Genomic DNA, 19406 nt, shown 5'->3' with positions numbered 1-19406 from the left:
GTCCGTCCGTCGTCCCGGCCCAGGCCGGGGACGTTACCCCACCCGTGCGCGCGGCTCATCCCGGCACGTCCGCGCACCCGGCCGCCGGACCGGCGTGCGCGGTGCCCGTCCGCGGGCGGCATAAGCTCGGTGAATGGCGAAGTACTTCGATGTGCACCCCGACAACCCCCAGCCGCGCACCATCACGCAGGTCGCCGAGAGCATCCGCTCCGACGCCCTGATCGCGTATCCGACGGACTCCTGCTACGCGCTCGGCTGCCGTCTGGGCAGCCGGTCCGGCATCGACCGGATCCGTACGATCCGCAAGCTGGACGACCGGCATCACTTCACCCTGGTGTGCCGGGACTTCGCGCAGCTCGGCCAGTTCGTACGGATCGACAACGACGTGTTCCGGGCGGTGAAGGCGTCGACCCCGGGCAGCTACACGTTCATCCTGCCGGCGACGAAGGAGGTGCCGCGCATGCTGCTGCACCCGAAGAAGAAGACGGTCGGCGTGCGCATCCCGGACCACGTGGTCACCCAGGCGCTGCTGGCGGAGCTGGGTGAGCCGCTGCTGTCCAGCACGCTGCTGCTGCCCGGCGAGGAGGAACCGATGACGCAGGGCTGGGAGATCAAGGATCTGCTCGACCACCAGGTCGACGCGGTGCTCGACTCCGGCGACTGCGGCACCGAACCGACCACGGTGATCGACTTCTCGGACGGCGAGGCGGAGATCGTGCGCAGGGGCGCCGGGGACGTCACCCGGTTCGAATGAGGGCACCGGCGGCCGTGTGAGGATGGGGATGATCCCCACCCCGTCGAGAGGCAGCGCCGCCATGACCGCCGTACAGGGAACGACCGTCGACATCCCCACCGGGGAGGGCACCGCCGACGCGTATCTGGCGCATCCCGCCGACGGGGGTCCCCGGCCGGGGGTGCTGTTCTACATGGACGCCTTCGGACTGCGGCCGCGGCTTCGGGAGATGGCGGACCGGCTGGCCGGGGCCGGTTACGCGGTCCTGGTGCCGAACCTGTTCTACCGGCACGGGCGCGCCCCGGTGGTCGAACTGCCCGCGTTCATCGACCCGGGGTCGCGGCCGGAGATCTTCGAGCGGCTGCGGCCGGTCATGCGGCAGCTGACGCCGGAGCGGGCGATGCGGGACGCCGACGCGTATCTGCGCCGGCTGGCGGCGTGCCCGGCGGTGGCGGACGGGCCGGTGGCCGTGACCGGTTACTGCATGGGCGCGGCCCTCTCCCTGCGCACCGCCGGGACCTACCCACAGCGGGTGGCGGCCGCGGCCGGGTTCCACGGGGGCCGGCTGGCGACGGACACCCCGGACAGCCCGCACCTGGTGGCCGGACGGATCACCGCCGAGGTGTACTTCGGCCACGCCGACCGGGACCACTCGCTGCCGCAGGAGCAGATCGAGCGGCTGGAGCGGGCGCTGACCGAGGCGGGTGTACGGCACCGCTGCGAGGTGTATCCGGGGGCGGGGCACGGCTACACCCAGTCCGACACGGCCGCGTACGACAAGGAGGCGGACGAGCGTCACTGGGCGGCGCTGCTGGACCTGTTGGCGCGCACCTTCTGACCGGCACCCCCAACTCAAGGCCGTACGGCGGGGATTCGCCGGCACCCCGCTCTGCGGCCGCGCGCCGCCCGGTTGTTACCGTGCACCGGTGCCCGAATCCTCACGTGACACCGCCGCAGGCGCCGGCTGGGGCGCCGCTGAACGCGGTGCGTACCGGCGGCTGATGCCGAACGACGTCGAGAAGATCTCCTGGCTCGACCCGCGCATGCTGTGGGCCGCCCGCAACGGGGTGCTGGCCTCCTGGTTCGGCGACCCCACGGGCGGCACCCGCAGCCGCTGGGTGGCCCGGCGGGAGGCGGCCGGAGCGCCCGCGGACAAGGTGATCCGGCGCGACGATCCCGACCGGTTCTCGTTCCTGGTGATCGGTGACACGGGCGAGGGCGGCGAGCCGCAGTACGCGGTGGTGCCGGGGCTGCTGGAGGCGGGTCGGGACACCGCCTTCGCCGTGCTGGCCAGCGACGTGATCTACCCGGTGGGCGGCGCCGACGACTACGACGCCAAGTTCTTCCGCCCGTACCGGGACTACCCGGCCCCGATCTACGCGATACCGGGCAACCACGACTGGTACGAGGACCTCGGCGCCTTCATGCGGGTCTTCTGCGACGACGCCCCGCCGCTGCCGCCCGCGCCCCGGCCGCGCCCCCTCACCCGCGCCTGGCTGCGCTCCCTGCTGTGGCACCGGCCGCGCGCCGGGGACGGCGGGCGCCTGGACGAGGCACGCAAGCTGCGGTCCGCGCCCGGGCAGCAGGCCGTGCAGCCGGGGCCGTACTGGGCCGTCGACGCCGGGCCGGTACGGATCGTCGGCATCGACACGGGGCTGCTGGGCACGCTCGACGCCGAACAGGGCGCGTGGCTGCGGGAGGTCTCCCGTGGGCCGCGCCCGAAGATCCTCGTCACGGGCTCGCCCCTGTACGTGGACGGCGCGCACCACCCGTGCCCGATCGAGGGCGGCGGCACCGTCGACGACATCGTCCGCGACCCCGCGCACCACTACGTGGCGGCGATCGGCGGCGACATCCACAACTACCAGCGCTACCCGGTGCGCCTCGACGACGGGCGCATCCTGCAGTACGTGGTGGCGGGCGGCGGCGGGGCGTTCACGCACGCCACGCACACCATCCCCCGGGTGGACGTCGCCGGCGTCACGGAGCGGGACTTCCGCTGCTATCCGCTGCGCGGCGACTCCCTGGCCTTCTACAGCGCGCTCTACGGGCGCCGGCTGCGGCTGCGCCGCTTCTTCTCCCTCACCGAGGCCGAGGCGATGGCCGTGATCGCCGAACGCCTCGGCATCGGACCCACCCGCACGCCGGGCGCGCCGCCCCGGGTCACCCGCCGGATGCGGCTGGTCGCCGGGCTGCTCGGCACCGGCCGCCGGCCCGACCGGGGCAGGCGGCTGCGGCTGCCGGTGCGCAAGGCGTACGCGTCGCTGTTCTCGCCGGGTTCGGCCACCTACAGCCCGCCGTTCTTCAAGTGCTTCCTGCGGCTGGACGTGAGCCCGGACGCGGTCCGGCTGCGCTGCCACGCGGCCACCGGTCTGCGCGCGCAGGAGATCGACCCGCCGGTCGAGGACGAGGTGACCATCCCCCTGAGGTGAGCTACCAGCGGCCCGGCGCGGTGCCGGTGAGCGGTGTGGACGGCCGGCCGTCCACACCGGCCGGGACGTCCCCGGCGAGCATCACCCGGTGCATGGTGCGCGGGTGGTCGAGGTGCGCGGTGTCGCCGGGGGCCAGGTGGATGGTGGCCCGGTTGTCCCAGAAGGCGACACTGCCCGGCTCCCAGCGGAACCGCACGGTGTACTCGGGCCGGGTGGCCTGCTCGAGGAGCATCTCCAGGACGGCCGCGCTCTCGGGGCGGGACAGGCCGCTGATCTGCTCGACGTAGTAGCCGTTGACGAACAGCACCCTCTCCCCCGTCTCCGGGTGGACGCGGACCAGGGGGTGCTCGGAGGCGGTCTGGTGGTCCAGCAGATGGCGCACATAGGCGTCGTCGCCGGAGCGCGGCTGGTAGCCGACACCGAGCCGGTGCTCGGCACGCAGCCCGTCGGCGAACGCCCGCACCGGGGCGGACAGTCCGGCGTACGCGGCGGCCAGATTGGCCCAGGTGGTGTCGCCGCCGTACGGCGGGACGGTCTCGGCGCGCAGGATTGTCGCGGCGGGCGGGTCGACGCGGGCGCCGTGGTCGCAGTGCCAGCCGCGCAGCAGGGTGTGGCGGCGGCGCCGCAGCCACTCGTCGTGCTCCATGCCGAACCGTCCGCCGAGTTCCAGCCGGTCGGCCGTGGTCTCGATCTCGGGGAAGTCCGGCGGGGAGGCCTTTCCGCGCCGGGGCAGTACGACGGGTTCGCCGAACCGGCGGGCCAGCGCGACATGGCCGGCGTGGTCGAGGCGCTGACCGCGGAAGAACACCACCTTCCAGCGCAGTACCGCCGCCCGGATCCGGGCGATCACCGTCTCGTCGAGGTCACCGGCGAGGTCGACCCCGTGGATCTCGGCGCCTATGTGCCCGGCGACCGGGCGTACGTCCGGTGTCGTGCTGTTCCTGTCCGTCGGCATGCGCTCCCCAATTGGTCGGTCGGTCCCCCCGCTTCCGTACCCGCCCGGTTGATCATTGACCCCCTCGTCACCGACTCTGGGAGGACGACACCCCCCGACGGGAAGGCATTCCGGTGAGCGGCATCCCGAGCCACACCCTCAACGACGGCACCACGATCCCCGCCCTGGGCCTGGGCACCTGGCCGATGGACGACGCCGAGGCGGAGCGCTCGGTGGCCGAGGCCCTGGAGATGGGCTACCGGCTCGTCGACACGGCGGCCAACTACCGCAACGAGACCGGTGTCGGCCGTGCCGTGGCCAGGACCGGTGTCCCGCGCGAGGAGATCGTCGTGACGACGAAGCTCCCGGGCCGGCACCACGGCTACGAGGAGACCCTCGCCTCCTTCGAGGAGTCCCGCGCCCGGCTCGGCCTGGACTACGTCGACCTGTATCTCATCCACTGGCCGCTGCCCCGCGTCGGCAAGTACGCCGACTCCTGGAAGGCCATGATCAAACTGCGGGAGGACGGTCTCGTACGGTCCATCGGCGTCTCCAACTTCACGCCCGCGCACATCGAGCGGCTGGAGAAGGAGACCGGGGTGCTGCCCTCGGTCAACCAGGTCGAGCTGCACCCGTTCTTCCCGCAGGAGGAGCTGCGCGCCCACCACGAGGACAAGGGGGTGCTCATCGAGAGCTGGAGCCCGCTCGGCCGCGGCTCGACGCTGCTGGACGACCTGGCGGTGGCCGCCGTCGCGGAGGCGCACGGGGTGACCCCGGCCCAGGCGGTACTGCGCTGGCACATCCAGCTGGGCGCGCTCCCGGTGCCGAAGTCGTCCGATCCGGGCCGGCAGCGGTCGAACCTCGACGTCTTCGGCTTCGAACTGGACGCCGCGCAGATGCGCACCATCGCCGACCGGGCACACCGGCGCATCGGCGGGGACCCGGAGGTCCACGAGGAGTTCTGACCGCCCCGCCGGGTCCCCGGTGCCCCGCGCACGGAGGGAGCGGGACGGCGGGCGGACGGGAGCGGTCGCGGGACCACCACGGCGAGCGGGGCTTCGAACGGACCGGTAAGCCCCGGGGCGGCGGGGCGCGGAGCCCCGCTCCGTCGCGCGGATCCATGGGGTCCGCTCGGTCCGCGCCCCGGGCGGCCGGGAGGGGCGGCGCAGGAGGCGGGCGTCAGGCCGGCAGGGGCTGCTCCGCCCAGATCGTCTTGCCCCGGTCGGTCTGGCGGCTGCCCCAGCGCTGGGTGAGCTGGGCCACCAGGAGCAGGCCGCGGCCGCCCTCGTCGAAGGCGTGGGCGCGGCGCAGATGCGGTGAGGTGGAGCTGGCGTCGGAGACCTCGCAGATCAGGGTGCGGTCGCGGATCAGGCGCAGCTCGATCGGGGGCACTCCGTAGCGGATCGCGTTGGTGACGAGCTCGCTCACGACGAGTTCGGTGATGAAGGCGATCTCGTCCAGCCCCCACGCGGCCAGCCGCTCCCCGGCCCACACCCGGGCGGCCGCCACCTCCTCCGGGTCGGGCGGCACGTCCGTGGTGACGACCTGGCCCGCGCCCAGCGCCCGCGTGCGGGCCAGCAGCAGCGCCACATCGTCACCCGGCTCCGACGGCAGTACGTCCTTCAGCACGCCGTCGCACAGCGACTCCAGGGAGTCGGCGCGCACCGACAGGGCGCGGCACAGCTCGTCGGTGGCCTGGTCGATGTCGCGGTCGCGGTCCCCGATCAGTCCGTCGGTGTAGAGGGCGACGACGGAGCCCTCGGGCAGCCGGATCTCCGTCGCCTCGAACGGCAGCCCTCCGACGCCCAGCGGCGGCCCCGCGTTCACCCGGATGAGCCGGCACGTCCCGTCGGGCAGCACGAGGGCCGGCGCGGGATGGCCCGCGGAGGCGACGGTCAGCATGCGGGAGACCGGGTCGTAGACGGCGTACTGGCAGGTGGAACCGAGTTCCGCGACGTCCACGCGGTCGCCGGCGGCGAGATGGGTGACCAGGTCGTCGAGGTGGGTGAGGAGTTCGTCGGGCGGGAGGTCCACGTCGGCGAGGGTGCGCACGGCCGTGCAGAGCCGGCCCATGGTGGCCGTGGAGGGGATGCCGTGGCCCACGACGTCCCCGACGACCAGGGCGACCCGGCTGCCGGCCAGCGGGATGACGTCGAACCAGTCGCCGCCGATGCCTGCCGCGGACGCGGAGGGCAGATAGCGGTGGGCCACCTCGACGGCGGCCTGTCCGGGCAGGTCCTGGGGCAGCAGGCTGTGCTGGAGGGCCAGTGCGGTGGCGCGTTCGCGGGCGAAGCGGCGGGCGTTGTCGACACAGACGGCGGCGCGGCTGGCGAGTTCCTCGGCGAGTGCGGCGTCGTCGTCGGCGTATCCCTCGGGGTGGACGTTGCGCACGGCGACCGCGACGCCGAGCGTGGTGCCGCGGGCGCGCAGCGGCACGGCCAGCAGGGAGTGGATACGCGTGGCCAGGGCGACAGCACCGCGTTCGACCATCCAGCGGTCGAAATCCGGCTCACCGACGTGGGCGAGCACGGCCCTGCGCTCCCGCAGTGCCCTCGCGGGCGGGGAGTAGGGCGGGTAGAAGTCCGTCTGACCGAGGCGCACGACTGCCTCGGGACCGCCCCCGGTGGTGGAGGCGTGCGCCACCCGGCGCAACATGACCCCGGAGTCTGCCCGGGGCAAGGGCTCGTCGGCGTCGAGGACCCAGTCGAGCAGGTCGACGGCGGCGAAGTCGGAGACCGCCGGCACCAGGACCCGCACGAGTTCTTCAGCGGTGCGGACGACGTCCAGGGTGGTGCCGATGGCGGTCGCGGCTTCGTTCAGCAGCGCCAGCCGCCGTCGGGCCCGGTGCGATGCGGTGCTGTCGTACGCCGCGAGAGCGGTGCCCACGAACTCTCCGGAAGGGGCGGTGACCGGCCACATCTCCATGTTCCAGGCGTGCGCGCGGGACTGGGAGGGTGCCCGGTTGTGGATCTCGTAGTGCAGGGACTCGCCTGTCTCGGCGACCCGACGCAGCTGACGGCCCAGGCCGCGGTTGTACTCGTCGTCGTCCACGGGTTCCAGGCAGGACCGTCCGACGAGGTCCTCCTTCGGCTCACCCAGCAGCCGGCCGGCTGTGTCGTTGAGCAGGAGGTAGCGCTGGTCGGTGTCGACGACCGAGATCGCCAGGGATGCCTGCTCGAACGCCCGCGCGGCCAGCGAGATCCGCGCCTCGTCGGGCGACTCGGCGGTGATCAGGTGTCCGGTCGGGGTGCCCCCGGCGCCCAGCAGGATACGGACCGTCAGCCGGGCCGGCACGTGGTGGCCGTCGCGGTGACTCAGCATGACGGGCCCGGACGGCACGGGCACGGCACCGGACGGCGTCTCTTCGGCAAGGAACGACCGTACGGCCCGGCCTACGGCCTCCTCGGCCGGGTAACCGGTCAACAGCCGGGCGCCACTGCTCCACCCCGTCACGATGCCGCGAGCATCGACGATGACCGCGACGGAGGCCTCATCCATTTATCCAATATCGTCCCATTACGGGCTTGTATCAAGCACGCCGGTCCGCCCGGGTGTCCTACGCGCGCAGCGCCGCCAGCGCCCGGTCGGCGTGGGCGTTCATCCTCAGCTCGCTGCGGACGACCTCCAGGACGGTGCGGTCCTGGCCGATGACGAACGTGGCCCGTTTCGTCGGCGCCAGGGTGATCCCGCGCTTCACCCCGAACCGCTCGCGGACCGTGCCGTCGGGGTCGGACAGCAGGGGCATGCCGAGGGTGTGCCGGCCGGCGAACTCCGCCTGCCGTTCGACGGCGTCGCCGCTGATGCCGACCGGCCGGGCGCCGACGGCGGCGAACTCGGCGGCGAGGTCGCGGAAGTGGCAGGCCTGCGCGGTGCAGCCGGCGGTCAGGGCGGCCGGGTAGAAGAACAGCACCACGGTGCCCTCGGTGAGCAGCTCCGACAGCCGGCGCACGGTGCCGGTCTCGTCCGGGAGGGCGAAGTCCTCGACCGTGTCGCCCTTCTCCACGCGCCCGCTCACGACCGGCCCTCCGCGCCCTTGGCGATGCCGCGCGCCCACAGCACCAGCGGTATCTGCAGCGGCAGCCGGCCGAGGGCGGCGGCCTTCTGCGGGGCGGGGCGGTGGCGCCAGTCGGCGGCCATCTTCACGTTGGCGGGGAACACGCCGACGAAGAAGGCAGCCGAGGCGAGCGCGGCGGCCCTGCGGGTCCGGGGCAGCGTGAGCCCGGCGGCGAGCGCGAGTTCGACGGCACCGCTCGCATAGGTCCAGGCGCGGGGCGACCCGGGCAGGGAGCGCGGCACGATGTGATCGAACTGCCGGGGCACGGCGAAATGCGCGCTCCCCGCGACGGCCAACAACCCGGCAAGCACCAGGGGCGAACGTTCGGACCGTGACACGGTTCCTCCTCCGAATAGCCTGCCGCGCGACATTACCGCACAGTAGCCCCACCCCACTCCCGCGTCCCCGCACGATGCGACCCAGCGGCACGGGTGGGCCGGGAGGGTGGCATGTCTCGCACGCTGCGATACAGCGGAACGGCTCACGCGGTTCCCGCGGGCTCCGTCTCGTCGTCGGCCGCGTGGGCGAGAAAGTCGTCGACCATGCGGTGGAACAGCGCCGCCAGCTGCCGCAGGTCCTCCGCCGACCAGTCCGCCAACGCCACCTGCATCCCCCGGATCCCCGTCTCCCGGACCCGCCGGATGGCCTCCCGCCCCGCATCCGTCAGCTCGATCCGCTGAGCCCGCCGGTCGTCCGGGTCCGGAACCCGGCTCACATGCCCCGACTTCTGCAACTGCTGCACCGTACGCGTGACATGCGACGCCTCGACCCCCAGCCGAGCCGCCAGCTCCCCCGGCCGCATCGGCTCGGTGTCGGCCATCTGCCGCAGCAGCGCGACGGCGGCCCGGTCCAGTGGCACACCCGCCAGGGCCATCAGCCGCTCGTGCTGCCGGGCGCTCCTGCTCAGATACGTGATGCGGTGGAGCGCGCGTTCGATCTCGGCCACTTCCGCGGAGGGGGGGACGTCGGGGAGCGGGGATGCGGACATGCAGGGCACTTTACCATCTCATTGCGTAACTCAATCAATCGCCCACCCCTCCCCGGACCCGTTCGGGCGAATCCGGGCACGCGCCCGCGTGGCGACCCCCGGGCCCGTCCACACCTCCCCCGTGACCCTCCCCCTGATCCCGCCCATGCTCGCCACGCCCGGCCCCCTGCCACCCCCGGCGGCGGACGCCCGCTGGGCCTACGAGACCAAACAGGACGGCCAGCGGGCGGTGGTCTACCTCCCCGGCGACGGCACCGCCGTACTCCGGGCCCGCTCGGGACAGGAGATCACCGGCGCGTACCCGGAACTCACACCACTGGCCACCGCCCTCGGCACCCGCCCCGCGATCCTGGACGGCGAGATCCTCGCCCTCGACGAACAGGGCCGGGCGAGCTTCCAGTTGCTCCAGTCCCGCATGGGCCTGGCGCACGCGCCCGCCAGGGCGGCCCGCCGCGCGGCCGCCGTCCCCGTCCACCTGGTGCTGTTCGACGTGATGCATCTCGACGGCCGGTCCCTCCTGCGCCTGCCCTACACCGCCCGCCGCGAGGCACTGCGGGGACTCGCCCTCGACGGCCCCGCCTGGTCCACCCCGGCCGCGCTCGTCGGCCACGGCCCCGAGGCGCTGCGGGCCACGCGGGAGCACGGGCTGGAGGGGCTGGTCTGCAAGCGGCTGGACTCGGTGTACGAGCCGGGGGCGCGCTCCCGCTCCTGGATCAAGATCCGCAATATGCGCAGTGAGGACGTCCTGGTCGGCGGCTGGCTGCCCGGCAGGGGGCGGCTGACGGGGCTGCCGGGTGCCGTCCTGGTGGGACAGCGGGCGGCGGGCCGGCTGCGGTACGTCGGCGGTGTCGGCACCGGCTGGAGCGAGGCCGAACGCACGGAGCTGGCCGCGCTGTTGCGGGCGGCGGCCACCGACGTCTGCCCCTTCGACCCGGCGCCGGCCGCGCCGGGCGCGCACTGGGTGGTGCCCCGGCTGGTCGGCGAGGTCCGCTACAGCACCCGCACCCGGGAGGGTCTGCTGCGCCAGCCGTCCTGGCTGCGGCTGCGGCCGGACCTGGCGCCCGAGCAGTCGGCGGCCGACATTCCCGACGACCTGGTGTGATCCGCCCGCCCGGCACCGCGAGTGTTGGGGCGCGCTTCACCGGTGATACGCCTGCACCCTCTTGGCATGTATACGTCCGGCCGGGATGCTGAACTCCCCAGCCCCCCACATCTGTTGGGCTGCGCCCGGATCAAGAGGAGGACGCAGTGTCGTCGAGCACGTCCCGAACCCACCGCAGGAGATGGCTGACCGGCCTGGCCGCCGCGGCCGCGTTCGTCATCGCCTTCCCCGCCACCGCCTTCGCCGCACCCCCGCCGGCCCTGCCGGTCAACGCGGACGCCCTGGACCGGACGTTCCAGCCGGCCTTCGACTACGACACCGACGGCTGCTACTCGACGGCCGCGATCGGCCCGGACGGCACCGTCAACCCCGGCCTCAACCCGACCGGAGCCCTCAACGGCAACTGCCGTGACGCCTCGGACCTGGACACCACGAACGCCTACTCCCGCTCGAAGTGCAACAACGGCTGGTGCGCCATCCTGTACGGCCTGTACTTCGAGAAGGACCAGGCCCTGCCGGGCATCAGCCTCGGCGGCCACCGCCACGACTGGGAGCACGTCGTGGTGTGGGTGCAGAACGACGCCGTCCAGTACGTCTCGACGTCCAACCACGGCTCGTTCACGGTGCACGCCCGCTCGGCGGTCCGCTTCGACGGCACGCACGCGAAGGTCGTCTACCACAAGGACGGCATCAGCACGCACTGCTTCCGTCTCGCGGGCCCGGGCGACGAGCCGCCGGAGAATCACCGGGGCACCTGGCAGTATCCGCCGCTGGTCGGCTGGAACGGCTATCCGGCGGGACTGCGCGAGAAGCTCGGCGCGTACGACTTCGGCAGCGCCCACTTCGGCCTGAAGGACGGGAGCTTCGCCTCCCACCTCGCCTCGGCCAAGCCCGCAGGCATCCCGTTCGACCCGAACGCCTGACCGTACACGGCCGGTTGACGCCGGGGCGCCGTTCGGTGTCCCGGCGTCGGCCGGCCCCCTGGAGGGTCTATCGTGTCGGCCATGCCGGTCCCCGAACTGATCCGTATCGTCTCCCGCGACTCGCCCATGGCACTCGCCCAGGTGGAGCGCGTCCGGGCCGAACTGGCCGCCGCCCGTCCCGGCGTGCGCACCGAGGTCGTACCGGTGAAGACCACCGGGGACAAGTGGCTCGGCGAGCTGTCGCAGGTGGAGGGCAAGGGCGCGTTCACCAAGGAGGTGGACGCCGCGCTGCTCGCCGGTGCGGCGGATGTCGCCGTGCACTGCGTCAAGGACGTGCCCGCCGACCGGCCGCTCCCGGCGGGGACGGTGTTCGCCGCGTTCCTGAAGCGGGACGACGTCCGCGACGCCCTGGTGCACCCGGAGGGGCTCACCCTGGACGAGCTCCCGCCCGGCACCCGGATCGGTACCTCGTCGGTCCGCCGGGTCGCCCAGTTGGCCGCCACTCACCCGCACTTGAGGTGCGTGCCGTTCCGCGGCAACGCCAACCGGCGGCTGGAGAAGCTCGCGGCCGGGGAGGCGGACGCCCTGATGCTGGCGGTGTCCGGACTGGAGCGGATCGGCCGCGCCGACGTGATCAGCGAGGTGCTGTCCGTGGACGCGATGATGCCGCCCATCGGCGCGGGCATCCTCGCGCTGCAGTGCCGCGAGGGCGACGACGGCCTCATCGACGCGGTGAGCGCCCTCGGCCACCCGGACACCCACCGCGAGGCCACCGCGGAGCGCATGTTCCTGCATGTGCTGCAGGGGCACTGCAACAGCCCGATCGCCGGCTGCGCGCGGGTGGACCGCGGCGGTGAACTGTCCCTGCGGGCGTGCGTCTTCACGCCCGACGGCAAGACCCGTCTGAACGCCCACGAGTGGGCGGGCCGCCTGGACCCGGCCACGCTCGGCACCTCGGTCGCCGTGTCCCTGCTCCGCCAGGGCGCCCGCGACCTCATCGACGGCATCCCCCACTGACACCCGCGGCGCGTCAGGCGGTGCCTTCCTCCGCCTGCTCCTGCAGGAACGCGGTCACCTGGTGGGCGAGGGTGTCGCGGCAGGCGCCGGCCGGGGCGCCCGCGGGTGCTTCGCGGACGCCGAGGCCGCCCGTCCAGAGCCGGCGGCCGGCCCATTCCTCGTCGGCGCGCAACTGCACCTGGACGTCGACGTGGCTCAGCGCCGCCTCCGGGCCGGCCGCGTAGAGGACGGCGGTGACGCGGCGCAGCGGATAGACGTCGAAGCCCTCGATGAACTGCGAGTTGCGCCAGTCGACGAAGGCGCTTTCACCGTCGGGGCCGGTGCGTACGTCGATCTGGCCGTCCTCGAGATGAATGCAGAAGGGCCGGTCGCCGCGGTTCTCGACGGTGACGCGGACACGGAAGTACGTCAGCCCCTCGGCGGCGTCGTCCCGTCCGCGCGGCGGGTCGCCGGCCTCCAGACGGTGGACGCGGACCCGCAGACCGGCATGCTCCTCGTACTCCTGCCAGTCCCCGACCACGTTCGGCTCGTACACAGCGCACCCTCTCGACTTCTGTCCGCTGCTTCCTATCTGTGGCCTCGGCGCACTGTCAAATGGGCAGAATGCGCTGTGGTCAGGCGGTTCGCGCCCTCTGATCAGTGATCAAGCGCTGCGCTGGAGGAATTCCCCGGCCGGCCGTCCGGCGGCCCGGGGCGGCGTGCCGCACATCACGTCCGGCGCCGTGATCACCGGCGGGCCGCGGGTGATCGTCCGCAGCGGCGGGTGCGGGGCGGCACGGCGCCACCACGCGAAGTGCGTGAATTTCACGCAATGAATTCCCTCGATTTCATACCGTGGACACTCCAGAAATTCCGCAGAGGAATTTCGGTAAACGTTTTGGACGGGCGGAACACGGGGAATGGAATTCTCAGTGCTTCGGACAGGAGGCACGTCCGTGGGGACCGGTTCGCCGGCCGCGGGCCTGTCGTGGTCCGGGTCACCGTTTCCCACGGGGTCCGTCCATCCGGCACCCCGCTCAGGGAGGTGCGCGTGATGCGTACCGTCAGCCCCAGGAAGCAGCACACCCATGACGACGCCCCCGACACGGCGGGGGACTTCGTGCGCCTGACCCTGCTGCCCGACGGGCCCGAACGCAGGATGCTGCGCGACGAACTGGTGACGGCGTGGCTGCCCATGGCCGAGCGCATCGCCGTCCGGTTCCGGGGCCGCGGCGAAGCCCTGGAGGATCTGTACCAGGTGGCGGCCCTCGGCCTGGTCAAGGCCGTCGACCACTACGACCCGGCGCGCGGCAGCGCCTTCGAGGCGTACGCCGTGCCGACCGTCACCGGTGAGATCAAACGCCACTTCCGCGACCACATGTGGACGCTGCATGTGCCGCGCCGGGTCCAGGACCTGCGCAACCGGGTGCGGCACGCGGCGAAGGAGCTGGCGCAGACCACCCCCGGCCGGGCGCCGACGGCCGCCGAGATCGCCGCGTACGCCCGGCTGACCGAGGACGAGGTGCGCACCGGGACGGAGGCGCTCGAGTGCTTCTCCGCGCTGTCGCTGGAGGCGGAGATGCCGGGCACCGACGGCTACGCCCTCGGGGACGCGATCGGCGGCCCGGACCCGGCCTACGACACCGTCGTCGACCGGGTGGCGGTACGGCCCTGTCTGGAGGCGCTGCCGGAGCGGGAGCGGCTCATCCTCTATCTGCGGTTCTTCAAGGGGATGACACAGAGCGCCATCGCCGACCAGCTCGGCATCTCGCAGATGCACGTGTCCCGCCTGCTCAGCAGCTGTTTCGCGCAACTGCGCGAGGAACTGCTGGCGGAGACGGGCTAGTCGTCGGGGGGTGTGCCCGGGATCTGGGTGGGGCCGAGGCGGTCGAGGACCTCCTCCAGGACCGTGCGGACGTCCGCCGGCAGGAGGCCGGTGCGGCCCCAGACGAGGATCAGATCGGCCACGTTGCGGAGTTTGATGTTCGTCCGCTGGGAGACCTCCCTGAGCACCGTCCAGCCCTGGTCGGGCGAGACCCGGCCGAGCGCGACGACCATGCCGATCGCCTGGTCCACCACCGCGTGCGAGACGACCGCGTCCTTCAGCTGCTGGACCTCCTCCTCCAGCTGGAGGATGCGGTCCGCGCCCCCGTCCGTGGGCATGGTCACCTCCGGGTCCGGTGTGCCGCTCTCACGGTGCCTTCGCACAGTGCTTGAGTGCCTTCAGCCAGTGTCCGACCCCTCCATCGTCGCCACTGGGACCCCTGTGCGCCACCGGGGTGGCCCGGCCCCCGCCGGGACACCGTTCCGGTGCCCCCGCCGGGGTGCTCGGCAGGCGCCCGGAGGGGTACCCGGCGGACACTGGGGTCAGCCGGGCGGCTGCCACGCCGACGAGATTCAGGACGCGACTGCCATGAACCACGACATGCCCTCCCCCGCCGGTGCGACGGAGGTCTTCTCGACGCACTCCGTGTTCGGTGCGCCCTGCTGGGTGAGCCTGACGAGCCGCGATGTGGAGACGACCGAGGAGTTCTACGGGGCGGTACTGGGCTGGGAGTGGCGTCCGGTGCGCCTGGGCGACCGGTTCCGGGTCGCCCTCGCGGAGGGCCGGCCGGTGGCCGGGATCGCCGCGGTCGCCGGCATGTGGCAGACCTCGGTGGCGTGGACGCCGTACTTCGCGGTGCGCAGCGCGGACGAGGCGGCGGCGCGGGTGCAGGAGCGCGGCGGCACCTCGGCGGTCGGCCCGATCTCGCTGCCTCCCGGGCGGGGCGCGCTGCTGGCCGACCGGGACGGGGCGACGTTCGGGGTCTGGGAGGGCGAGCTGTTCTCCGACTGGCCCACCTGGCGCCGCGCACAGCTGGCGTTCATCCGGCTGCACACCCGGGACGCCTTCGACGCCGCGATCTTCTACGGCGGGGTCTTCGACTGGGCGTCCGACAAGCCGGGCTGTGTGGAGGTGCACTACGAGGGCGAGGAAGTGGTGCTGCGCAGCGACGGGGAGGTGGTGGCGCGGATCGAGTCGGGGGCGGCGGAGTCGGCTCCCGACCCGACCGTACGGCCGCACTGGCAGGTGCACTTCGCGGTGACGGACGTCGCCGCCTGTGCCCGGGCCGCCGAGCGGCACGGCGGCAGTGTGCTGTCCCTGGGCGCCGACGAGGCCGTGCTCCGCGACAACGAGGGCGCCCAGTTCACCGTGACGTCACGCCGGGAACGCTGACGCCGGTCACTCCGTGCGGGGCGGGCGGGAGAGCAGGACCAGGCTCCGGGGGCCCACGGTGAGGGTGGTGCCGGCCTTGTGCTCGGCCTCGTCGGGGGTGCCCTCGGGGTCGGCGGTGTCGATCAGGGCGGTCCAGCGCTCGCCGTAGGAGACGGGCGGCAGACGGAACGCGGTGGGCTCCCAGTGGCTGTTGAACAGCAGCAGGAAGGAGTCGTCGACCAGGCGCCGGCCGCGCGGGCCGGGTTCGGCGATGGCGTCGCCGTTGAGGAACACACCGACCGCGTGGGCGTCGGAGCGCCGCCAGTCGTCGCCGGTCATCTCCCGGGCGTCGGGCAGCAGCCACACCAGGTCGGACAGGGGCTGGCCGGCGCGGCGCACGGTCTCGCCGTGGAAGAAGCGGCGGCGGCGCAGCACGGGGTGGCCGAGGCGCAGCGAGATGAGCCGGCGGGTGAAGTCGAGCAGGTCGCGCTGTTCGCCGGTGAGGCGCCAGTCGACCCAGCCGGTCTCGTTGTCCTGGCAGTAGGCGTTGTTGTTGCCGCGCTGGGTGCGGCCCAGTTCGTCGCCGTGGGAGAGCATCGGGATGCCCTGGGACAGCAGCAGCGTGGCGAGGAAGTTGCGCTGCTGGCGGGCGCGCAGTTCCAGTACGGCGGGGTCGCGGGTGGTGCCCTCCGCGCCGCAGTTCCACGACCGGTTGGCGCTCTCGCCGTCCCGGTTGCCCTCGCCGTTGGCCTCGTTGTGCTTGTCGTTGTAGGAGACGAGGTCGCGCAGGGTGAAACCGTCGTGCGCGGTGACGAAGTTGACGCTGGCGCGGGGGCGGCGCCGGCTGTGCGCGTACAGGTCGGAGGAGCCGGTGAGCCGGGAGGCGAACTCGCCGAGGGTGTGTTCCTCGCCGCGCCAGAAGTCCCGTACGGCGTCCCGGTAGAGGCCGTTCCACTCCGACCACAGCGGGGGGAAGTTGCCCACCTGGTAGCCGCCCTCGCCCACGTCCCAGGGTTCGGCGATCAGTTTGACCCGGCTGATCACCGGGTCCTGCTGGATGAGGTCGAAGAACGCCGACAGCCGGTCGACCTCGTGGAACTGCCGGGCCAGGGTGGCCGCGAGGTCGAAGCGGAAGCCGTCGACATGCATCTCGGTGACCCAGTACCGCAGCGAGTCCATGATCAGCTGGAGTACGTAGGGGTGGCGCATCAGCAGGCTGTTGCCGGTGCCGGTGGTGTCGTAGTAATGCGACCAGTCGCCGTCCACGAGGCGGTAGTACGAGGCGTTGTCGATACCCCGGAAGGAGAGGGTGGGGCCCTTCTCGTTGCCCTCGGCGGTGTGGTTGTAGACGACGTCGAGGATCACCTCGAGCCCGGCCGCGTGGAGGGTCCTCACCATCTCCTTGAACTCGGTGACCTGCCGGCCGCGGCTGCCGTGGGCGGCGTAGGCGTTGTGCGGGGCGAAGAAGCCGATGGTGTTGTAGCCCCAGTAGTTGGCGAGGCCGCGGCTCTGCAGCACGCCGTCCTGGACGAACTGGTGGACCGGCATCAGTTCCACGGCGGTGACGCCCAGCGAGGTCAGGTGCGCGATCACCGAGGGGTGGGCCAGCCCGGCGTAGGTGCCCCTCAGTTCCTCGGGGACGTCGGGGTGGGTGCGGGTGAGGCCCTTGACGTGGGCCTCGTAGATCACGGTGTCGGAGTAGGGGCGGCAGGGCGGGGTGTCGTCGCCCCAGTCGAAGGCGGGGTCGGTGACCACGCCGAGCATGGTGTGTCCGGCGCTGTCGGCGGGGTCGGGGCCGTGCGGGCTGCGCTCGTACAGCGAGGGGTGGTTGTCGATCTGGCCGTCGACCGCGGTGGCGTAGGGGTCGAGGAGCAGTTTCGCCGGGTTGCAGCGATCGCCGGCCGTGGGGGCCCAGGGCCCGTGCACCCGGTAGCCGTAGCGCTGTCCGGGGCGGACGCCGGGGAGGTAGCCGTGCCAGACGAAGCCGTCGACCTCGGTGAGCCGTACGGTGGTGTGCCGGCCGTCGTCGTCGGCCAGGACCAGGTCGACGCGTTCGGCCACCTCGCTGAACAGGGCGAAGTTGGTGCCCTCGCCGTCGTAGGTCGCACCCAGCGGGTAGGGGCGCCCGCTCCAGGCGGGCGCCCCTTTCCGGTTCTGACGCCGGGTCACCGGGCCTCCTCCAGGAGGCCGCCCGGTGTTCGGACCCGGCCGGTGAGCGTGGCGACGCTCAGCTCGCGGGGAAGGTCCAGGCCCTCGCTCTCTCGCGGGTCGGGGGCGGCCGGCACCAGCGGGACGCGTTCGCCGGCGCGGGCGCGCTGCGAGAACCAGATGACCTTGCTGCCGTTCTCGGTGGCGCAGCAGCCCCAGCCGTCGCTGCTCGCCGCGAGGTGTTCGAGACAGCCGCGCATCTGCCGGTCGGGGCGCAGGGCGCGGTCGTTCTCCCCGATGGCGGTGATGAGGTGCTGGCCGTTCCACCACATCTCGATCGACGCGTTCTTGTCGGTGGCGTGCTCGTCGATGGCGCGCAGCAGCATCTCGGCGCCGCCGCAGACGGGCTCCACCAGATTCTCCAGATCCCAGAACCGGAGGTGAGCGGCCAGTATGCGGCCGACCTGTCCCACCCGCTCGGGGCTGACTTCCACGTCGAGGTGGTAGTAGCAGGGCACTGCGGTCTTCATGGTCGTTGGCTCCTCACGCGAAGCTCTCGTCCCTCCTCGCCCCCTCGGGGCGAGCCCCGAACACGGAACGTGAGCGGGTATCGCTTCTGAGTCACCCTCAGCGTGAGGGGGTTGGTCCGTTCGTGCAACACGAGCGCACTTCCGCGACCCAGGGGGCGGCGTCCGGGCATCCGGGGGCCGACGGAGGCCGGCCACATCGGTTGAAAAGCCAACAAGACGTTGCGTCACCGTCCATGCACCATGTGTGAAGACCTCGATCGCCGTTACGGGTCCGTGCAGCTGTGCGCACGGCCGCCGCCCGACCGCCGGGACAACGCGCCTCGAATCGAGCCCCGGAAAGGTGCACGGCGCCATGCTGCTACCCGCCAAAGCCGAAGTCGCCCGGCAATTGCGTCGCTACCGGGCCTGGGAACGCGTGATGCTGGCGGCTCCGACCGATCACACGGTGCGGGCCACGTTCGAGGACGCCGGCTACACCCTCTGTGTGCTGATGGGCAAGCGCTGCGCGCGGGAGGCGGCGGACGCCGCCGATCGGTATCTGCGCACCACCCTCGTCACCTATCTGCAGGAACAGAACGACACGCCCCGTACGACGGCCGCGGTGCGACGCGGTCCGCCGGCCGTCGAGCGGCGCTCCCCGGCGGGAAGGCAATGACCTTCCCGCCGCTCTTCGGTACCACGCCCGGGCGACCGCCCGGGCTTCGAGCACGGCGGAGGTGCACAGACCCATGAAGACGACCCGGACCATCGGTCGTATCCCGGTACGGGACGTCCGGCCGTCCGTCGACTGCGGCAGGCGGCCGGCCAAGGCCGTGGTGGGCGAGACGTTCGAGGTGACGGCCACGCTGTTCCGTGAGGGGCACGACGCGGTGGCCGCCAATGTGGTGCTGAAGGATCCGGAGGGGCGTCCGGGGCCGTTCACGCCGATGCGGGAGCTGGCGCCGGGCAGCGACCGGTGGGGCGCGGAGGTCGTCCCGGACGGCCCGGGCCGGTGGACCTATCGCGTCGAGGCGTGGGGCGACCCGGTGGCGACCTGGCGCAGGACCGCCCGTATCAAGGTGCCGGCGGGCATCGACACGGGGCTGGTGCTGGAGGAGGGCGCCGATCTGTACCGGCGCGCGGCCGCCGGTGTTCCCCGCGACGACGGACAGGCCGTGGTCCTCGCCGCGGCCGCGGCGCTGCGCGACGACTCCCTGCCCTGTGCCACCCGTCTGGCGGCGGCGTTGACGCCGGAGGTGGACGCGGTGCTGGCCCGGCATCCGCTGCGGGACCTGGTCACCAGCAGCGACCCGCTGCCCCTGCTGGTGGAACGCGAGCGGGCCCTGTACGGCGCCTGGTACGAGTTCTTCCCCCGCTCCGAGGGCACACCC

21 protein-coding genes are annotated in these 19406 nt (G+C 72.8%); 11 read left to right on the top strand and 10 right to left on the bottom strand.

Annotated features, from left to right (window positions below; all coding sequences use genetic code 11):
* The first annotated feature begins 133 nt into the window (after positions 1 to 133).
* The 3 genes from IF28_RS0134600 (at position 134) to IF28_RS0134590 (ending at position 3165) form a co-directional block, all read left to right on the top strand.
* Positions 134 to 754, top strand: coding sequence for an L-threonylcarbamoyladenylate synthase (locus IF28_RS0134600; RefSeq protein WP_030229117.1), 621 nt, complete (start codon positions 134 to 136; stop codon positions 752 to 754).
* 61 nt (positions 755 to 815) lie between these two features.
* Positions 816 to 1571, top strand: a complete 756-nt coding sequence (locus tag IF28_RS0134595; RefSeq protein WP_030229114.1) for a dienelactone hydrolase family protein — start codon at positions 816 to 818, stop codon at positions 1569 to 1571.
* Positions 1572 to 1659: 88 nt separating this feature from the next.
* Complete coding sequence (locus IF28_RS0134590; RefSeq protein WP_030229112.1) at positions 1660 to 3165, top strand: metallophosphoesterase family protein; 1506 nt, start codon at positions 1660 to 1662, stop codon at positions 3163 to 3165.
* A 1-nt stretch (position 3166) separates the two neighbouring features.
* On the opposite strand, the gene IF28_RS0134585 is transcribed toward IF28_RS0134590, so the two are convergent.
* Positions 3167 to 4120, bottom strand: a complete 954-nt coding sequence (locus IF28_RS0134585; RefSeq protein ID WP_030229111.1) for a TauD/TfdA dioxygenase family protein — start codon at positions 4118 to 4120, stop codon at positions 3167 to 3169.
* Positions 4121 to 4233: 113 nt separating this feature from the next.
* Between IF28_RS0134585 and IF28_RS0134580 the strand changes: the two genes are divergently transcribed.
* On the top strand, positions 4234 to 5064 hold the full coding sequence (locus IF28_RS0134580) for an aldo/keto reductase (protein WP_030229109.1): 831 nt from the start codon (positions 4234 to 4236) through the stop codon (positions 5062 to 5064).
* Positions 5065 to 5278: 214 nt separating this feature from the next.
* Here IF28_RS0134580 and IF28_RS0134575 read toward each other — a convergent pair whose 3' ends face one another.
* The 4 genes from IF28_RS0134575 to IF28_RS0134560 all read right to left on the bottom strand — a co-directional run bounded on the left by IF28_RS0134575 (position 5279) and on the right by IF28_RS0134560 (position 9141).
* A complete protein-coding gene (locus IF28_RS0134575) occupies positions 5279 to 7597 on the bottom strand; it encodes a SpoIIE family protein phosphatase (protein WP_030229108.1) in 2319 nt (772 codons plus the stop codon).
* Between the two features lie 58 nt (positions 7598 to 7655).
* Entirely contained in the window at positions 7656 to 8114 is a 459-nt protein-coding gene (locus tag IF28_RS0134570) for a peroxiredoxin (RefSeq protein WP_030229106.1), read from the bottom strand.
* Positions 8111 to 8491: a DoxX family protein gene (locus tag IF28_RS0134565; protein ID WP_030229104.1), complete on the bottom strand. Its 381-nt coding sequence runs from the start codon at positions 8489 to 8491 to the stop codon at positions 8111 to 8113. The genes IF28_RS0134570 and IF28_RS0134565 overlap by 4 nt, the downstream gene beginning before the upstream one ends.
* Positions 8492 to 8634: 143 nt before the next feature.
* The gene (locus tag IF28_RS0134560; protein WP_030229102.1) at positions 8635 to 9141 is read right to left on the bottom strand and encodes a MarR family winged helix-turn-helix transcriptional regulator; all 507 of its coding nucleotides are present in this window, start codon (positions 9139 to 9141) and stop codon (positions 8635 to 8637) included.
* 121 nt (positions 9142 to 9262) lie between these two features.
* On the opposite strand from IF28_RS0134560, the gene ligD reads away from it, so the two are divergent.
* From ligD to hemC, 3 genes are all read left to right on the top strand, one after another.
* Complete coding sequence (gene ligD, locus IF28_RS0134555; RefSeq protein WP_030229100.1) at positions 9263 to 10243, top strand: non-homologous end-joining DNA ligase; 981 nt, start codon at positions 9263 to 9265, stop codon at positions 10241 to 10243.
* 146 nt (positions 10244 to 10389) lie between these two features.
* A complete protein-coding gene (locus IF28_RS0134550; RefSeq protein ID WP_030229098.1) occupies positions 10390 to 11166 on the top strand; it encodes an NPP1 family protein in 777 nt (258 codons plus the stop codon).
* 81 nt (positions 11167 to 11247) lie between these two features.
* Positions 11248 to 12183 carry a hydroxymethylbilane synthase gene (gene hemC / locus IF28_RS0134545; protein ID WP_030229096.1) on the top strand — a complete coding sequence of 312 codons (936 nt, stop codon included), beginning with the start codon at positions 11248 to 11250 and terminating at the stop codon, positions 12181 to 12183.
* Between the two features lie 13 nt (positions 12184 to 12196).
* On the opposite strand, the gene IF28_RS0134540 is transcribed toward hemC, so the two are convergent.
* Positions 12197 to 12718 carry a hypothetical protein gene (locus IF28_RS0134540; protein WP_030229095.1) on the bottom strand — a complete coding sequence of 174 codons (522 nt, stop codon included), beginning with the start codon at positions 12716 to 12718 and terminating at the stop codon, positions 12197 to 12199.
* A gap of 108 nt (positions 12719 to 12826) precedes the next feature.
* Complete coding sequence (locus tag IF28_RS39340) at positions 12827 to 12991, bottom strand: hypothetical protein (RefSeq protein WP_158713740.1); 165 nt, start codon at positions 12989 to 12991, stop codon at positions 12827 to 12829.
* Between the two features lie 225 nt (positions 12992 to 13216).
* Between IF28_RS39340 and IF28_RS0134530 the strand changes: the two genes are divergently transcribed.
* Positions 13217 to 14008 (top strand): RNA polymerase sigma factor SigF, encoded by a 792-nt coding sequence (locus IF28_RS0134530; protein WP_030229094.1) that lies wholly within the window; start codon positions 13217 to 13219, stop codon positions 14006 to 14008.
* On the opposite strand, the gene IF28_RS0134525 is transcribed toward IF28_RS0134530, so the two are convergent.
* Positions 14005 to 14331: an ANTAR domain-containing protein gene (locus IF28_RS0134525; protein WP_030229092.1), complete on the bottom strand. Its 327-nt coding sequence runs from the start codon at positions 14329 to 14331 to the stop codon at positions 14005 to 14007. The genes IF28_RS0134530 and IF28_RS0134525 overlap by 4 nt on opposite strands.
* Before the next feature lie 244 nt (positions 14332 to 14575).
* On the opposite strand from IF28_RS0134525, the gene IF28_RS0134520 reads away from it, so the two are divergent.
* Positions 14576 to 15379: a VOC family protein gene (locus IF28_RS0134520; RefSeq protein WP_030229089.1), complete on the top strand. Its 804-nt coding sequence runs from the start codon at positions 14576 to 14578 to the stop codon at positions 15377 to 15379.
* 6 nt (positions 15380 to 15385) lie between these two features.
* Here IF28_RS0134520 and glgX read toward each other — a convergent pair whose 3' ends face one another.
* Together glgX and IF28_RS0134510 are read right to left on the bottom strand one after the other, a co-directional pair.
* Positions 15386 to 17527 (bottom strand): glycogen debranching protein GlgX, encoded by a 2142-nt coding sequence (glgX, locus tag IF28_RS0134515; RefSeq protein WP_030229086.1) that lies wholly within the window; start codon positions 17525 to 17527, stop codon positions 15386 to 15388.
* The gene (locus tag IF28_RS0134510; protein ID WP_030229083.1) at positions 17524 to 18036 is read right to left on the bottom strand and encodes a hypothetical protein; all 513 of its coding nucleotides are present in this window, start codon (positions 18034 to 18036) and stop codon (positions 17524 to 17526) included. Before IF28_RS0134510 ends, glgX begins: the two co-directional genes overlap by 4 nt.
* Positions 18037 to 18388: 352 nt before the next feature.
* On the opposite strand from IF28_RS0134510, the gene IF28_RS0134505 reads away from it, so the two are divergent.
* Positions 18389 to 18691, top strand: a complete 303-nt coding sequence (locus IF28_RS0134505; protein ID WP_030229082.1) for a DUF5133 domain-containing protein — start codon at positions 18389 to 18391, stop codon at positions 18689 to 18691.
* A gap of 73 nt (positions 18692 to 18764) precedes the next feature.
* Positions 18765 to 19406, top strand: a 642-nt coding sequence (locus IF28_RS0134500) for a maltotransferase domain-containing protein (protein ID WP_030229080.1), incomplete at its 3' end; no start/stop codon positions are given.

Origin of the sequence: Streptomyces sp. NRRL WC-3626 (assembly GCF_000718785.1) — a bacterium.
Classification (GTDB): Bacteria; Actinomycetota; Actinomycetes; order Streptomycetales; family Streptomycetaceae; genus Streptomyces; species Streptomyces edwardsiae.
This window is presented reverse-complemented; position numbering and strand designations above follow the sequence as displayed.

Excerpts from the sequence above, each read along its gene's own strand:
- IF28_RS0134505 (WP_030229082.1), top strand. The coding sequence starts at position 18,389 with ATGCTGCTACCCGCCAAAGCCGAAGTCGCCCGGCAATTGCGTCGCTAC.
- IF28_RS0134520 (WP_030229089.1), top strand. The coding sequence starts at position 14,576 with ATGAACCACGACATGCCCTCCCCCGCCGGTGCGACGGAGGTCTTCTCG.
- IF28_RS0134575 (WP_030229108.1), bottom strand. The coding sequence starts at position 7,597 with ATGGATGAGGCCTCCGTCGCGGTCATCGTCGATGCTCGCGGCATCGTG.
- IF28_RS0134560 (WP_030229102.1), bottom strand. The coding sequence starts at position 9,141 with ATGTCCGCATCCCCGCTCCCCGACGTCCCCCCCTCCGCGGAAGTGGCC.
- hemC (WP_030229096.1), top strand. The coding sequence starts at position 11,248 with ATGCCGGTCCCCGAACTGATCCGTATCGTCTCCCGCGACTCGCCCATG.
- IF28_RS0134600 (WP_030229117.1), top strand. The coding sequence starts at position 134 with ATGGCGAAGTACTTCGATGTGCACCCCGACAACCCCCAGCCGCGCACC.
- IF28_RS0134585 (WP_030229111.1), bottom strand. The coding sequence starts at position 4,120 with ATGCCGACGGACAGGAACAGCACGACACCGGACGTACGCCCGGTCGCC.
- IF28_RS0134510 (WP_030229083.1), bottom strand. The coding sequence starts at position 18,036 with ATGAAGACCGCAGTGCCCTGCTACTACCACCTCGACGTGGAAGTCAGC.
- IF28_RS0134530 (WP_030229094.1), top strand. The coding sequence starts at position 13,217 with ATGCGTACCGTCAGCCCCAGGAAGCAGCACACCCATGACGACGCCCCC.
- IF28_RS0134595 (WP_030229114.1), top strand. The coding sequence starts at position 816 with ATGACCGCCGTACAGGGAACGACCGTCGACATCCCCACCGGGGAGGGC.